This window comes from Rhodococcus sp. LMD (genome assembly GCF_056108245.1).
This window is the reverse complement of sequence record NZ_CM148557.1, coordinates 5,197,340-5,212,991: the sequence shown is the minus strand read 5'-3', so window position 1 is coordinate 5,212,991 and position 15,652 is coordinate 5,197,340. Positions and strand designations below refer to the sequence as shown.

General features: G+C 71.7%; 9 protein-coding genes. 7 read left to right on the top strand and 2 right to left on the bottom strand.

Annotated features, from left to right (window positions below; translation table 11 throughout):
- The first annotated feature begins 43 nt into the window (after nucleotides 1-43).
- Nucleotides 44-2,413, top strand: a complete 2,370-nt coding sequence (locus ACWPQI_RS23925) for an FdhF/YdeP family oxidoreductase (RefSeq protein ID WP_474738534.1) — start codon at nucleotides 44-46, stop codon at nucleotides 2,411-2,413.
- A 7-nt stretch (nucleotides 2,414-2,420) separates the two neighbouring features.
- Here the strand turns inward: ACWPQI_RS23925 and ACWPQI_RS23920 are convergent, their stop codons facing one another.
- Nucleotides 2,421-3,467 carry a GlxA family transcriptional regulator gene (locus ACWPQI_RS23920; protein WP_017680178.1) on the bottom strand — a complete coding sequence of 349 codons (1,047 nt, stop codon included), beginning with the start codon at nucleotides 3,465-3,467 and terminating at the stop codon, nucleotides 2,421-2,423.
- Nucleotides 3,468-3,558: 91 nt separating this feature from the next.
- Here ACWPQI_RS23920 and ACWPQI_RS23915 point away from each other — a divergent pair, with 91 nt between their 5' ends.
- Nucleotides 3,559-4,137 carry a hypothetical protein gene (locus ACWPQI_RS23915; protein WP_040272901.1) on the top strand — a complete coding sequence of 193 codons (579 nt, stop codon included), beginning with the start codon at nucleotides 3,559-3,561 and terminating at the stop codon, nucleotides 4,135-4,137.
- Nucleotides 4,138-4,153: 16 nt separating this feature from the next.
- On the opposite strand, the gene ACWPQI_RS23910 is transcribed toward ACWPQI_RS23915, so the two are convergent.
- Nucleotides 4,154-6,472: an FHA domain-containing protein gene (locus ACWPQI_RS23910; protein WP_017680176.1), complete on the bottom strand. Its 2,319-nt coding sequence runs from the start codon at nucleotides 6,470-6,472 to the stop codon at nucleotides 4,154-4,156.
- 288 nt (nucleotides 6,473-6,760) lie between these two features.
- On the opposite strand from ACWPQI_RS23910, the gene ACWPQI_RS23905 reads away from it, so the two are divergent.
- From ACWPQI_RS23905 to ACWPQI_RS23885, 5 genes are all read left to right on the top strand, one after another.
- On the top strand, nucleotides 6,761-8,428 hold the full coding sequence (locus ACWPQI_RS23905; RefSeq protein WP_442978186.1) for a class I adenylate-forming enzyme family protein: 1,668 nt from the start codon (nucleotides 6,761-6,763) through the stop codon (nucleotides 8,426-8,428).
- Nucleotides 8,429-8,550: 122 nt separating this feature from the next.
- On the top strand, nucleotides 8,551-9,852 hold the full coding sequence (locus ACWPQI_RS23900; protein WP_017680174.1) for an MFS transporter: 1,302 nt from the start codon (nucleotides 8,551-8,553) through the stop codon (nucleotides 9,850-9,852).
- 248 nt (nucleotides 9,853-10,100) lie between these two features.
- Nucleotides 10,101-12,683, top strand: a complete 2,583-nt coding sequence (locus ACWPQI_RS23895; protein WP_474738533.1) for a cation-translocating P-type ATPase — start codon at nucleotides 10,101-10,103, stop codon at nucleotides 12,681-12,683.
- Between the two features lie 72 nt (nucleotides 12,684-12,755).
- A complete protein-coding gene (locus ACWPQI_RS23890) occupies nucleotides 12,756-13,697 on the top strand; it encodes an ABC transporter ATP-binding protein (protein WP_119700183.1) in 942 nt (313 codons plus the stop codon).
- Complete coding sequence (locus ACWPQI_RS23885) at nucleotides 13,694-15,412, top strand: ABC transporter permease (protein ID WP_119700182.1); 1,719 nt, start codon at nucleotides 13,694-13,696, stop codon at nucleotides 15,410-15,412. The genes ACWPQI_RS23890 and ACWPQI_RS23885 overlap by 4 nt, the downstream gene beginning before the upstream one ends.
- Nucleotides 15,413-15,652: the final 240 nt, after the last annotated feature.

Below are 15,652 nucleotides of genomic sequence, written 5' to 3'. Positions count from 1 at the left end.
GGCGGACGACCGCGGACACGGTGTGGACGACGAGGGGCCGGCGATGCGCAGACACGATCGGGACTACGACGAGCGCGACCTCGAGGTCGACGACGCCGAGGATCACGCCGCGGGCCCGACCGCGGTGGCGGTGTCGATGAAGCGCTCCCTCGAACGGATGGGGCCGAGCCGGACGGCGCGGACACTCCTGCGGTTGAACCAGGCCGAGGGCTTCGACTGCATGAGCTGTGCGTGGCCCGATCCGGACCCGGGACATCGGTCGGTCGCCGAGTTCTGCGAGAACGGTGCGAAGGCGGTGGCGGAGGAGGCGACCCGGCGCCGCGCCACCCCCGGGTTCTTCGCCGCCCACAGCCTCGCCGAGCTGGATGCGCACAGCGAGCATTGGCTCGGCCGGCAGGGCCGCATCACGCATCCGATGATCAAGCGGCCCGGCGGCACCCACTACGAACCGATCGACTGGGACGAGGCGTTCGCCCTGATCGGCGCGGAGCTGAACGCGCTCGACAGCCCCGACGAGGCGATCTTCTACACCTCGGGGCGGGCTTCGAACGAGGTGGCGTTCGCCTACCAGCTCTTCGCCCGGGCGTTCGGCACGAACAACCTGCCCGACTGTTCCAACATGTGCCACGAGTCCACCAGCATCGCGTTGCAGGAGTCGATCGGCATCGGCAAGGCGAGCGTCACGCTCGACGACGTCTACCACGCGGAGCTCATCGTCCTGCAGGGCCAGAATCCGGGGACGAACCATCCGCGCATGCTCACCGCGCTCGAGAAGGCCAAACGCAACGGCGCCACTATCCTGTCGATCAATCCGCTGCGGGAGGCGGGCCTGGTCAACTTCCGCAATCCGCAGACCCCGCGCGGGGTCGTCGGCCGGGGCACCGACCTGTCGGACCTGCACCTGCCGATCGCGCTGAACGGGGATCTGGCGCTGCTGCAGGCGTTCGGGTCGCTGCTCGTGGAGTGGGACGCGCTCGACCACGAGTTCATCGAGCGGCACACCCGCGGTTTCGAGCAGTGGCGCCGCCACGTCGCCGACGTCGACTGGGACGTCGTCACCACCGCCACGGGGCTGTCGCGGGAGCAGATCACCGAGGCCGCGAGGCTGCTGCGTGACTCGCGGGCGACGGTGTTCTGCTGGGCGATGGGCCTGACCCAGCACCGCAACGCGGTCGCCACCATCAAGGAGGTCACCAATCTGGCTCTGGCACAGGGCAATATCGGTAAGCGCGGCGCGGGTCTGTTCCCCGTGCGCGGGCATTCCAACGTGCAGGGCGACCGCACCATGGGAATCTGGGAGCGGCCCCCGGCCCACTTTCTCGATGCGTTGCAACGGGAGTTCGGCTTCGATCCGCCGCGCGAGAACGGCTTCGACACCGTCGACTCGATCCGGGCGCTGCGCGACGGCCGGGCCCGCTTCTTCATGGGTCTCGGGGGCAACTTCGTGCAGGCCGCGCCCGACACCCACGTCACCGCGGCCGCGATGCGGCGGGCCCGGATGACCGTGCAGGTCTCCACCAAGATCAACCGCTCGCATCTCGTGTGCGGCGAGACGGCGCTGATCCTGCCGACCAAGGGGCGCACCGAGCAGGACGTGCAGGCGTCGGGCCCGCAGTTCGTGACGGTCGAGGACTCGACGTGCTCGGTGCACGCGTCGCGCGGGCCGCTCGAGCCCGCGAGCCCGCACCTGAAGTCCGAGGTCGAGATCGTCTCGCGGATCGCCGAGGCCACGCTCGGGGACCGGTACGGCCTCGACTGGAAGGCGATGCGCGACGACTACGGCGTCGTCCGCGGCCTGATCTCCCGCGTCGTCCCGGGTTGTGAGAGCTACGACGTCAACGTCCGTCGCCCGGGCGGGTTCGTCCTGCCGCACCCGCCCCGCGATTCGCGTACCTTCCACACCGATTCCGGGCGGGCCGAATTCGCGGTCTCCCCGATCGACGTGCTGCACGTGCCCGAGGGGCACGTGATCCTGCAGACCCTGCGGAGCCACGACCAGTTCAACACCACCATCTACGGGCTGAGCGACCGGTACCGCGGCGTCGAGGGCGGGCGGCGGGTGATCTTCCTGCACCGCGACGACATCGCCGCCCTCGGCTTCGACGACGGTGATCTGGTCGACCTGTTCACGCGGTGGGACGGCGACGAGCGGGTCCGGTGCGCGCGGTCGTTCCGGATCGTCGAGTACGACACTCCGCGCGGATCGGCTGCCGCCTACTATCCCGAGACCAACGGATTGGTGCCGCTGGATTCGACTGCCCGCCAGAGCAATTGCCCTACCTCCAAGTCCGTCGTGGTGTCCCTGGCCCGCGTGGGCGAACGCAGCGACGAGTGCCCGGAGGACTCGCACCAGGGCACCCTCGGTTCGGACTGGTCGCACAAGACCTGCCCGGACCCCGAGTACCTGTCCTGAGACCCGTTCAGCCCCCGGTGTGCCGGGCGGCGGCGTGGGAGTGACCGGCGCGGAACGCCGCCGGTGACGCCCCGTAGCGCCGGGTGAACGCCTGCCGCAGCGTCTCGGTGGTGCCGAACCCGCAGCGCGCCGCGATCGCCGTGACCGGCAGCGACGTGGTGGTGAGCAGGACGGCGGCGGCCTCGAGCCGGACCCGGCGGACGTAGCGGGCGGGGGTGTCGTGCAGGTGGTGCAGGAACATCCGGGTGAGGTGCCGTTCGCTCATCCCGGCCCGCGCGGCGAGCGCGGTAGCCGACAGATCGCCGCCGAGGTGGGTGGTGATGTGGTCGACGAGGCGCCGCATCCCGCGGTCCTCCGGCTCGGGCACCGTGGTGAACAGGCTCATCTGCGCCTGGTTGCCCGGTCGCTGCAGGTAGGTGACCAGGGCGCGGGAGACGTGGCGGGCGAGGTCGGGGCCGTGGTCCTCCTCGACGAACGCGAGGGTGAGGTCCAGGGCGCTGGTCACCCCGGCGGCGGTCGCGACGTGGCCGTCGCGCACGAAGATCGGCAGCGGATCCACCTGCACCTGCGGGTACCGCGCGGCGAGCCGAGCGGCGAACGCCCAGTGGGTGGTGGCGCGCCGGCCGTCGAGCAGACCGGCGGCCGCGAGGACGGAGGCGCCCGTGCACACGGACGCCACCCGGCGGCTGTCCCGCGCGAGGCGGCGCACGTGGCCGACGAACCGGGCGTCGTCGGCCACGTCGACGTGCCCGAAGCCGCCGGAGACGACGAGGGTGTCGAGTGCTCCGACGAGCCGTTCGAGCCGTCGCTGTCCGGCCAGCACCAGCCCGGTGTCGCAGGTGATCGCGGCCCCGCCGGGGGTGGCCAGCTCCACCCGGTACGCCGGGGCGGCGCCGAATCGGTTCGCAGTCGCGAACGTCGTCGTCACGCAGGCGATGTCGAGCAGCTCCGCCCGGTCGTAGCCGACGACCACCACGCGTCGTTCGTCCACACCGTCGACGGTAGCCGCGGCCGGGGCCGGACGCGGCGTGTCCGACGGACAGGGATCCCACATTTCCGGACACGTCCGACCTCGGGGTCTCGTCCGGCCGGATCCGGGGGCCGATCGTGGAGGCATCCGCCCACCACTGCCCCCGGGAGACCTCATGGACACCACGACGGCCGTGAGCACGGCCCGCCCCGCATCGCGCCGCCCGGCCGGTCCGGCCTTCCTGGCGCAGCGCTGGCCGACGGTCGCGGCTCTGGCGTTCGCCCTGTTCGGCACGCCCGCCGAGGCGAGCGTCGAGATCCTCACCGAGATGATGATGCTGCTGCCGTTCCTGTATCTCGTCACGGCCGTGCTGGGCCGGCCGCGTGCGGTATGGGTGGTGTTCCCGGCCTCCTACACGGTGTGGTTCGTGCTGCGGGCGCTGGACGTCGTGCCGTCGACGGTGCTGATCGGCGCCGCGGCGGCGGTCGTGATCGTCGTGGGCGCGGTGCGCGGCCGGCTGCGCGACCGCCGTTTCCTCGTCCAGGTGGCCGGCATGGTCGCCTTCGGGGTGCTCGGCCTGGTCGCGCTCGCCGCCGATCCGGACCTCGCCCGGTACCTCGTCGCGGCCGGATGGTTCCTGCACGGCGTGTGGGATCTCGTCCACCATCGGCTCCGGGTCACCGTGGACCGTTCCTTCGCCGAGTTCTGCGCCGTGCTCGATGTCGCGGTCGCCGTCGCGCTCGTCGTCGTGTGAGATATCGGCATCGCGCTCACCGGGCGCGCAGCCGCAACCGGGTGTAGGTGAACGTGGCGTAGACGATGCCGAGGAGGAGCAGCATCCCGGCGGAGAGCAGCCACCACGACGGGGCGTGCTGCCACAGCACGTCGGCCTCGGCGGTCGGGTCCTTGGCACGCAGGTCGACGGTCGAGGCGGTCGCGGCGTAGCCCCACCGCGACGGCGACAGCCACGACAGCTGGGCGAGCACGGCGCGCCCGGTGATGGGGATCAGGCCACCGCTGAGCACGAGCTGCACCATGACCGTCACGACGAGCAGCGGCATCACCTGTTCACCGGACCGGGCGACGGCCGACAGGGCCAGGCCGACCACCACGCAGGCACACGTGGTCAGGGCGATATCGACGACGAGTTCGACGCTGCCGGAAGGAATCACGCTGCCGGCACCGGGGGCGCCCTTGCCGACCAGGACGACGAGGACCAGCACGAACGACTGCACGATCGCGGCGGCGCAGAACACCACGATCTTCGCGATCAGGTACGCCGACGGTGCGAGCCCGGCGGCGCGTTCGCGGTGGTAGATCATCCGTTCGCCGACGAGGTCCCGGACGGTGAGCGACGAGCCCATGAAGCAGGCCCCGAGGATCAGCAGGATGAGGATGAACGCCAGCTCGCCCGGATCCGCACCCGGGCTCGGCGGGCCGAATCCGTCGCTGCCGGGCACCAGGATCGACAGCCCGCCGAGGATGAACGGCAGCAGCGACAGGAAGATCAGGTAGCCGCGGTCCGCGCGGATCAACCGGATCTGCCGCCGCGCGACGGTGCTCAGCTGTCTGCGACGGGAGGTGTGGGCGGGTCGGCCCAGCGGGCCGGGGGCCGCGGCGGGTGGATGGTCGACGGTCGCACTGCGGGCGAGGTGCTCGGCGTGCACCGCGTCGGGTTCGGCGGCGACGCGGGCGAAGATCTCGGCCCAGTCGGAGCTGCCGAGCGCGGTGCCCACCTCGCCGGGCGGCCCCACATAGGCGGTCTTGCCGCCGGGAGCGAGCAGCAGCACCTGATCACACAGTTCGAGGTAGGACAGGGAGTGGGTGATGACGAGGACGACCCGGCCGGAGTCGGCGAGGCGGCGCAGCGTGGTCATGATCTGCCGGTCGAGTGCCGGATCGAGGCCGGAGGTGGGTTCGTCGAGGATCAGCAGCGACGGCCCGGTGAGCAGTTCGAGGGCGACCGACGCGCGCTTGCGCTGCCCCCCGGAGAGGCGGTCGACCCGGGTGCCGGCGTGTTCGGTGAGCTGCAGTTCGCCGAGCACCCGGGCGATCACCTCCTCGCGGTCGGCGCGGGTGGTGTCCGGCGGCAGCCGCAGTTCGGCGGCGTAACCGAGGGCCTCGCGGACGGTGAGCTGCCGGTGGAGCACGTCGTCCTGGGGGACGAGGCCGATCCGGGAGCGCAGCGCCTGATATTCGGCGTGCACGCTGTGGCCGTCGAACTCCACGACCCCGTCGGTGGGACTGCCGGTGCCCGAGACGATCTTGGCCACGGTGGACTTGCCGGCACCGGAGGGGCCGATGACGGCGGTGAGCGTGCCGGGCGGCGCGGCCAGGGTGACGTCGTGCAGCAGTCGCCGGCTCCCGTCGATGGTCAGTCCGACGGCGCGCACGCGCAGCCCGTCGGTCGTGGCCGCCGCCGTCTTCTCCCGCGGGACGAGGGTGCCGTCGCGGACGACGAGGTCGGTGTTGCCGATCGTCACGACGTCGCCCTCGGCGAGGACGGCGTGATCGATGCGGGTGCCCGCGACGAACGTGCCGTTGACGCTGCCGAGGTCCTCGATCTCGAGGCCGGTCGGCCCGGTGCGCAGGGCCGCGTGCTGGCGGGAGGCCAGGACGTCGTCGACGACGACGGTGTTGTCGGCGGCGCGGCCGATCGACACGTCGCCGGTGCGGGGCGCGCGGCGGGTCCGGCGCCGCGCCCCGCGGGTCTCGCCGGCCCGGACCGCGGTCAGCTGGTCGAGCAGACCCCCGCGGCGTTCGCGGGTCGCCTCGGGTTCGGCGACGGAGATCCGGAGGTCCGGTCCCTCGGCGCGGTCGCCGAGGCGGGCGACGACCGTGCCGGTCACCCGGATCCGCTCCACCCGGCGGCCGTCGACGAAGAGCCCGTTCTTGCTGCCGGAGTCGACGAGATACCAGCCGTCCTCCCACTGCAGGAGCGCGTGTTCGCGGGAGACCACCGGGTGTTCGAGGGTGACATCCATCGATCGGTCGCGGCCGATGTGCACCGTCGTTCCGGGGTCGTAGCCGGCGCGGCCGCTGTCCCATTCGAGCAGAACCTGCGCGTGCCGGGTGTCCACGTCGTCCATCGTCTCGGCCTTCCGTCAGCCGTGTCCGCTCGTACCGACGTGCGGTTCTCGACCGCCCACCGACGATTTCCGACCGCTCGTCGCGTCGCGCGCCGGGGGTCGTTCGATCTCCGATTCTCCCACTCCGGGAATGCCCAGGCCAGGGCCCGCATGCGGACGCCACGGGTGTGTCCTGTCCGATTTGACACGCGGTTGTGTGGCCCACGACACTACTGACAGACCGCTTACCGACCGAGCGATCGGTCGTGGCGGTGGAAGGCCCCGCAGTCGAGTGGAAGGAACTGCGTCGTGACGTCCCAGATGCGCCCCTGGACCGCGCTCTACCCGAACGGACTCGACCGCGAGCCGGTGGTGCCGTTCGTCTCCCTGGTGGACGCGTGGCGCGCCCGCGTGGATGCCGACCCCGACGGCAAGGCCATCGCCTACTTCGACGGTGTGCTGACCGCCCGCGAGACCGACGAGCTCTCCGACGCTCTCGCCGTCGCCTTCGCCGCTCGCGGGGTGCGGCGCGGCGACCGTGTGGGCATCTACCTGCAGAACATCCCCCAGTATGCGCTGACCCTGCTCGCGCTGTGGAAACTCGGCGCCGCGGCGCTCGTGCTCAACCCCATGTACCGGAGAGCCGAACTGCGCCGTCTCGTCGACGACGCCGAGATCGTCGGCATGGTGTGCGCCGACACCGCCGTCGCGGAGACCGCGGACACCGTGCGCGACAGCTCGGTGCGCTGGATCGTCAGCACCAGCGACCTGGACTTCCAGAGCCGCGACGACGCACGGGTCTTCCCGACGACGGACCGTGCCGTGGCCGCGCCCGACGGCGACCTCGTCGAGCTGATCGAACAACACCGGGGCCGGCGGCCGTCGCCCGTCGAGATCACCGGCGACGACGTCGCCCTGCTCGCCTACACCTCGGGCACCACCGGACCACCGAAGGGCGCGATGAACACCCACGCCAACGTGCTGGCCGTGGCCACCACCTTCGGCTCCTTCGTCGGCCTGACCGCCGGCGACGCGGTGTTCGCCGTCGCGCCGTTGTTCCACATCACCGGCGCCGTCATCAACGCCACCCTGGCGCTGGTGCACCCGACCACCCTGGTCTTCGCCAACCGCTTCAATGCCGAGGTCGCGCTCGAGGCCCTCGTCGAGCACGGGGTCACGTTCACGATCGGCTCGATCACGGTGTTCAACGCCCTGTACGAAACCCCCGGCGCCGAGGCCCGCCACTTCGCGTCGGTCAAGACCCTCTACTCCGGCGGCGCACCGATCCCGCCCGCGACCGTGGAGAAGTTCGAAGCGAAGTTCGGCAAGTACATCCACAACGCGTACGGGATGACCGAGACGTCCTCGGGCGTCATCGCGGTGCCCCCCGGGCGGCGGGCACCCGTGGACCCCGCCAGCGGCACCCTCGCGATCGGCGTCCCGCTGCCCCTGATCGATGCGCGGGTCGTCGACGCGGACGGTGCCGCCGTCGAACCCGGCACGCAGGGGGAACTGGAACTGGCCGGCCCGCAGGTGATCTCGGGGTACTGGCGCAAGCCCGAGGCATCGGCCTCCACCCTGCCCGGCGGACGGCTGCGCACCGGCGACGGCGCGATCATCGACCGGCACGGCTGGGTCTACCTGGTGGACCGCCTCAAGGATCAGATCAACGTCTCCGGATACAAGGTGTGGCCCCGCGAGGTCGAGGACGCCCTCTACGAGCACCCCGCCGTCCACGAGGCCGCCGTCGTCGGTCAGCCCGACGACTACCAGGGCGAATCCGTGGTGGCATTCGTGTCGCTCGAACGCGACGCCCACGCCACCGAGGACGAACTCGTGGACTTCGCCCGTGAGCGCCTCGCCGCCTACAAGCGGCCCCGCCGGGTCCACATCGTCGAGAACCTCCCCAAGACCCAGACCGGCAAGATCCGGCGCAGCGACCTGCGCGACCGCACCGCCCCCACCGCGACCACCTGACGATCCGCCCCCCTCCCACCCGACCGAATGACCGACCGACCGACCGAATGTCACACCGGTTCGGTCACATCGAACCGATGTGACATTCGGCCACTGCTCCCGCGAACGAAAAGAGACACCACGTGAACACCGACGTCCGGAACCCCCGGGATGCGGTCGACACCGCGCCCACCCTGGCCTCGAAGAAGAAATCGCTGTTCGCCAGCGCGGTCGGCAACGTACTCGAGTGGTACGAGTGGAGCGCCTACGCGGTCTTCGCACCGTTCATCGCCGCGGTGATGTTCAACAACTCCGATCCGATCTCCGCGCTGCTGTCGACGCTCGCGGTCTTCGCCGTCGGCTTCCTCATGCGCCCCCTCGGCGGCATCGTGTTCGGCCGCATCGCCGACCGGCGGGGCCGCAAGTTCGTCCTCGTCACCACGATGCTCATGATGGCGACGGGCAGCCTCGTCATCGGCATCATGCCCACCTACGAGTCCATCGGGGCGTGGGCGTCGCTGATCCTGCTCGCCGCGCGGATCATGCAGGGCTTCGCCCACGGCGGCGAATCGGCCACCGCCTACTCGTACGTCGGTGAGATCGCCCCGCCGCACCGTCGCGGGATGTGGGGCAGCGTCGCCTTCATCGCGATCTTCGGTGGCTCGGTCCTCGCCTACAGCATCGGTGGCGCCGTCACCTCGTCGCTCTCCGAAAACGCCGTCGCCGAATGGGGCTGGCGCATCCCGTTCCTCATCGGCGCGTGCCTGGCCCTGGTCGCCCTGTACCTGCGTCGCAGCATGGACGAGAGCGACGTGTTCGACGCCCACCAGGAGCAGGACGAGCAGCCGCGCATCCCGCGCAAGACCGTCGTCCGCGCGATCCTGCTGATGATCGGCATGACCTCCGGCATCACCGCCGCCCACTACACCTGGACGTCGTACGTCTCCACCTACGCCATCACCCAGCAGGGGATGGACCCCGACGTCGCCTACTGGATGTCGGTGATCGCCCAGTCGATCGCGCTCGTCTCCCTGCCCTTCTGGGGCATGCTGTCCGACCGGATCGGCCGCCGCCCGATGCTGTTCGCGTTCGCCGGCCTCATGCTCGTGTTGCAGTTGCCGCTGACGATGATGATCTCCTCCGCCGGATGGACCCTGCTCGTCGCGACGACCGTCGCGCTGCTCGTCGTGTCCGTCCCCGCGTCGGTGCTGTCGGCGACGCTGTCGGAGAGCTTCCCCACCCGGCTGCGGACCCAGGCGATCGGCTTCGCGTACTCGTTCTCCGTCGCGGTGTTCGGTGGAACCGCCCCGTACCTGAATCAGCTCCTGATCGGCCGCGGCCTCGGATGGGCGTTCAGCGTGTACATCATGGTGCTGTGCGTGCTGACCGGCATCGCCTGCGTCTTCATGAGGGAGACCAAGGGTATCCGCCTCGAGCACGCCTGACGGCTCGTCCCCTGCGCCCCACCGGCATCGTGGCGGTGGGGCGCAGTCGCGTCCGCGACGGGTGGGACGCAGTCGCGTCCGCGACGGGTGGGACGCAGTCGCGTCCGCGACGGGTGGGGCGCAGTCGCGTCCGCGACGGGTGGGGCGCAGTCGCGTCCGCGACGGCCCCCGTGCCGATACGCTGGGCCTGCCGCGACGGGGGCCGACCCCGGTCGCGGTGACGCATCCCGGGTGGGCGAGGAGGCGGTGTGCAGGCACATTCCGGTCCGCAGGTGCTCCCCGGCGGCGGTCTCACCGGAAGTGAGGCCGCCGCGCGGCTGACCCGCGACGGCCCGAACCAGCTCCCCGCCGCGCGGCGAGTGCCGTGGTGGCGCAGGCTGATCGCGCAGCTCACGCACTTCTTCGCGCTGCTGTTGTGGTTCGCTTCGGCCCTCGCGTTCGTCGCGGGCATGCCGGAGCTGGGCATCGCCGTGATCGTGGTGATCGTCGTCAACGGCATTTTCGCCTTCGTGCAGCAGGAACGCGCGGAGAAGGCTGCCGAGCGCCTCGGCGAGCTGTTGCCCACCACCATCGTGGTGCGCCGGGACGGGGCGCTGCGCACGGTCGACGCCCGTGACCTGGTGGTCGGCGACGTCGTCGTGCTCACCGGCGGCGACCGGGTCCCGGCCGATCTGACCCTTGTGGTCGCGGGCCGCTGCACCTTCGACGAATCCACCCTCACCGGGGAGAGCGAACCGGTGCTCCGCACGGCCGGCGCGGCCGTGTTCGCCGGAACGTTCGTCGCCGAGGGCGAATCCGAAGGGATCGTGACAGCCACGGGTGCGAACACCCGCCTCGCCGGTATCGCAGCCCTGACCACGTCGGTGCGACGTCCACCCGGCCCGCTCGATCGGGAGATCCAGCGCATCGTCCGGACGCTCGCCTTCGGTTCCGTCGGCGTCGGCGCGGTGTTCTTCGCCGTGTCTCTCCTGGTGGGGATCTCCTGGCAGGACGCCTTCCTCTTCGCGGTGGGCATCACCGTCGCCCTCGTGCCCGAGGGGCTGCTGCCCACCGTGACGCTGTCGCTGGCGATGGGGGCGCAGCGCATGGCCCGCGACAACGCGCTGGTGCGCAACCTCGAGGCCGTCGAGACCCTCGGTGCGACGACGTTCGTCTGCACCGACAAGACGGGCACGCTCACCCAGAACCAGATGAACGTCGTCGAGGCGTGGACCCCGGCCGGGACCGTCGCCGTGCGCGGGGAGGGGTATGCGCCCACCGGTGCGGTGACCGGCCCGGAGCCGGCGGTGGCGGCGGCCGCGACCGCCGGTCTCGCCGGCGCGGCCGCCTCGAAGGGCGGAATCACCCTCGACGACGACGAGTGGCGGGCGGTCGGCGACCCGATGGAGGCGGCGATCGCCGCGTTCGCGGCCCGTCTCGCCGGTCCCGGCGCACAGCCGGGGCCGGTCACCCGCCGGTTCGTGTTCGATCCCCGGCGCCGCCGCGAATCGGTGATCGTGGGCGGGCGGCTGCTTCTCAAGGGCGCCCCGGACGCGGTGCTTCCGCGCTGCGCCGAGCCGGGCGAGCTCGTCGACCGGGCGGAGGAGGCGCTCGCGGACATGGCGTCGCGGGGCCTGCGGGTGCTCGCCGTCGCCCGCCGGACCCTGAGCGATTCCGGCGCGCTCACCGACCCCGAACTCGCCGAACGCGACCTCGAGCTCCTCGGCCTGCTGGGCATGGAGGATCCGCCGCGGATCGCCGTCCCGGCCGCGCTGCGGGCCGCGCGCGGCGCCGGCATCAAGGTCGCGATGCTCACCGGTGACCACCCGGAGACGGCCCGCGCCATCGCCCGCGAGATCGGCCTGCTCGGCGCAGAGGGCAAGGTGGTGCAGGGCAAGGATCTGCCGGACGACGATCAGCTGCTCGGTGCCCTCCTCGATCGCGACGGCGTCGTGATCAGCCGGGTCTCTCCGGAGCAGAAGCTGCGCGTCGCGAAGGCCCTGCAGGACCGCGGTCACGTCGTCGCGATGACCGGCGACGGTGTCAACGACGGACCGGCCCTGCGGCAGGCCGACATCGGGGTGGCGATGGGCGAGGGCGGCACCGACGTCGCGCGCGAGGCCGCGGACCTGGTGCTGCTCGACGACGACTTCGCAACCATCCTCACCGCGGTCGAGCAGGGCCGGGCCACCTACGCCAACATCCGCCGCTTCCTCAGTTATCACCTGACCTCCAACGTCGCGGAACTGACGCCGTTCGCGCTGTGGGGACTGTCGGGCGGGCAGTTTCCGCTCGCCCTGGGGGTGCTGCAGATCCTGTGCATCGACATCGGCACCGATCTGCTGCCGGCGCTGGCCCTCGGCGGTGAACCGCCGAGCCGGGACACGCTGAAGCGGCCACCGGAGCGTCGGCACCTCGTCGACCGGACCCTGCTGGTCCGGGTGTTCGGGGTTCTCGGACCGGTCGAGGCGATCGTCGAGATGAGTGCGTTCCTCGTCGCGCTGCTCGTCGCGGGTTGGCGTCCCGGAGGTGAATTTCCCACCGGTCCGGCGCTTCTCGCGGCCTCGGGCGCCGCGTTCGCCGCGGTCGTCCTGGGGCAGGTGGGCACCGCGTTCGCCTGCCGCAGCGCGTCCCGGCCGCCGTGGCAGCTCGGGTGGGGCTCGAACCGGTTGCTGCTGTGGGCTGTTCTCGTCGAGCTCGTCGCCCTCGTCGTCTTCCTGGGAGTCGTCCCGGTCGCCGACGTGCTGGGCCATGCGGTTCCGCCGCTCGAGGCGCTGGGTGTCGCGCTGCTGGGCATCCCCGCGGTCCTTGCCGCGGACTTCGTGTACAAGACGGTCCGTAGCCGCCGGTGAGTGCGGCGCGCCGGCCTCGGGGTGCGGTCCGGGACCCGCACGCGCACGATGGGACCGAAGGGAGGAGGGCACATGGATGTCGTCACAGTCACGGATCTGCACAAGCACTACGGAGACGTGCGGGCGGTCGACGGGGTGTCGTTCGCGGTGCAGGCCGGTGAGGTCTTCGCGCTGCTGGGACCGAACGGCGCGGGCAAGACCACCCTCGTCGAGATTCTCGAGGGACACCGGCGGCGCACGTCCGGAGAGGTCGACGTGCTCGGGTTCGACCCGGAGACCGGGGGACGGGACTTTCGCGAACGTATCGGAATCGTGTTGCAGGAAGCCGGTTTCGAGGAGCACTTCACCGTCCGGGAACTCGTCCGTCACTACCGGTCCCTGTATCCGCGCCGGCTGGACGTGGACGATGTCGTGGATCTCGTGGGCCTGTCGGACAAGCGCGACGCGAAAGTCGAGACCCTGTCCGGCGGTCAGCGGCGTCGCCTCGACCTGGCGCTCGGCCTCGTCGGCGATCCCGAACTGCTGTTCCTCGACGAACCCACCACCGGGTTCGATCCCGCCGCCCGGCGCCGCGCCTGGGATCTCGTCGAGGCCCTGCGCGGTCTGGGCAAGACCGTCCTGCTCACCACCCACTACATGGACGAGGCCGAGCATCTCGCGGACCGGGTGGGCATCGTCGTCGCCGGACGCATGATCGCGCTGGGCACGCCCGGCGAGATCGGCGGCGAACAGGGCAGTGCCGCCGTCGTGAGCTTCCGCCTGCCACCCGGCGCGGCACCGTCGGGGCTACCCGACCTGGGCGCACCGTTGACCACCGACGGGGCGGACTGGCAGCTGCGCACCTCCACCCCGACCGCGGCGCTGCGCCGGCTCACGGAGTGGGCCCGGGACCGCGGCCAGGAGCTGCCCGCGCTGACCGTCACCCGACCGTCCCTCGAGGACGTCTACCTCGAGCTGGTCGCCCGGCACGACGACCGGCGCGCGACCGCCCGGTCCGCGGAGGTGCCGTCGTGAGCGTCCCCCAGGCCTCCGCGCACACCGGCCGTCCGGCCGCGGCCGGTCTGTTCGCCGAGCAGCTGCGCCACACCGTCGTCGACCTGTGGCGCGCCCGGGTCGTCTTCGTCTTCACCTTCCTGTTCCCCCTCACCTGGTTGGTCGTCATCGGGTTCCTCGCCGGCAACGCCACCGTGGACGAGACCGGCGGGGTGCGCGTGATGCAGTTCGTCACGCCCACCGCGGCGGTGATGGGTGTCCTCTACGCTGCCTTTCCGACCGTGGCGACGGCCCTGGCCACCGCACGCGAACAGGGAGTCCTGAAGCGGGTACGCGGAACCCCGCTGCCGGCGTGGATCTACCTCGCCGGGCGTGTCGGGGGCGCCGTGGTGTTCGCGCTGTGCTCGGTGCTGACGATGCTGCTCGTCGGGACGGTCGTCTACGACGTGCAGATCCTGTGGCGCACCGCACCCGCCACCGTCGTGACGATCGCGGTGGGAATCGCCTGCTTCGCGGCACTCGGCCTGGCCGTGGCCGCGCTGTCCCCCACCGCTGCCGTCGCGGAGGCGGTGTCGATCGCCGCTGCGGTGGCGCTCGGGTTCGTGTCGGGACTGTTCATCGTCGGTGACATGCCGGGGTGGGCGGATTCGATCGCGGCCGTCTTCCCGCTGAAGCCGTTCGCCGAGGCGGTACAGGAGCAGTTCGATCCGTTCGCCGCCGGTGGCGGCTGGGATCTCGGCGCGCTGGCCGTGATGACGGCGTGGACCTTCGCCGCGTCCCTCGTCGCGGTGCGTGCCTTCGGCTGGGACCCCGCGCGGGGCAGCACCGGCCGCGCGTCTGCCCCGCCCGTCGCGTCCCGGCGCGCAGATCGCATGCTGGACGCCGACGTGCCCGGCCGGCCCTCCACGGCCCGACTGGTCCTCGGCCGGATCGCCTGGACCACCCGGGCGGCCGCGCGCGACCCGGGCTGGGTGTTCTTCGCGGTCGCCCTGCCGGTGGGCCTGTACGCCTTCATCATGGCCGTGCTGCCCGACGGTGCCGTCACGGTCGCCGACGTGCCCCCGGAGTTGTCCGGGGCGGCGGGCATGGCGGCGTGGGGTGCAGCGGTCACCGCGTTCGTCAACATGCCCGAGGCGGTGGTGCGGGCCCGCGACCGGGGGGTGTTGAAGCGGCTGCGCGGCACCCCGCTCGGGCCGGTCGGTTTCATGGCCGGGCACACCGTGTCGACGCTGTGGATTGCCCTGGTCACCGCAGTTCTGGTCGTGGCCGTCGGTGTCGTCTTCTTCGGCCTCGTCCTCACGTGGCCCGGCGTGTTCCTCGCCGCCGCTGTGGTGGTGCTCGGCACCGCGACGTTGGCTGCGTGCGGTTTCGCTCTCGCTGCGGTGCTGCCGAGCAGCAAGGCGGTCTCCGCGGTCGGCCTCGCGATCCTCCTCCCGCTCGCGTTCTTCTCCGACATCTTCTTCCTCGGCGACACCCCCGGTTGGATGCAGACGGTGGGATCGGCCTTTCCGTTGAAGCATTTCTCGAATTCACTTGCCGCAGCCCTGGATCCGTCCGGTCCCCGGATCCTGTGGGGCGCCATCGCGGTGATGGCTGCCTGGCTCGTCGCCGCCGCGCTCGTCGCGACGCGCACCTTCCGCTGGGGTCCGCGGGCGGAGCACGGGGCGCCGTCCGCCGCCCCACTGGGATTGCGCCGCCGCGGCTCCGGGTATGCCCGGAACAGCGCTCGCCGATGATCGGAAGGGACCGGCCATGACCACCCCCTGCCTGACCACACCCTGCCTGACCACACCGGACCCGGACACGGGGCCGGGCTCGCCCGAGCCGGCCCCGCCCGTCCCACCGACGCCCACGCCGCCGTCACCGTTCCCGCCGGAGCCGAATCCGGTGCCGACCCCACCGGAGCCGCAGCCGCCGTTCCCGCCGGAACCGGATCCCGAGCCCTCGCCCCCGCATCCGCAGCGGCCCTTCCCCCA

Coding starts and splice junctions, on each gene's coding strand:
- ACWPQI_RS23910 (WP_017680176.1), bottom strand. CDS start 6,472: ATGGACGACGTGGACACCCGGCACGCGCAGGTTCTGCTCGAATGGGAC.
- ACWPQI_RS23920 (WP_017680178.1), bottom strand. CDS start 3,467: ATGTGGGATCCCTGTCCGTCGGACACGCCGCGTCCGGCCCCGGCCGCG.
- ACWPQI_RS23915 (WP_040272901.1), top strand. CDS start 3,559: ATGGACACCACGACGGCCGTGAGCACGGCCCGCCCCGCATCGCGCCGC.
- ACWPQI_RS23890 (WP_119700183.1), top strand. CDS start 12,756: ATGGATGTCGTCACAGTCACGGATCTGCACAAGCACTACGGAGACGTG.
- ACWPQI_RS23925 (WP_474738534.1), top strand. CDS start 44: ATGCGCAGACACGATCGGGACTACGACGAGCGCGACCTCGAGGTCGAC.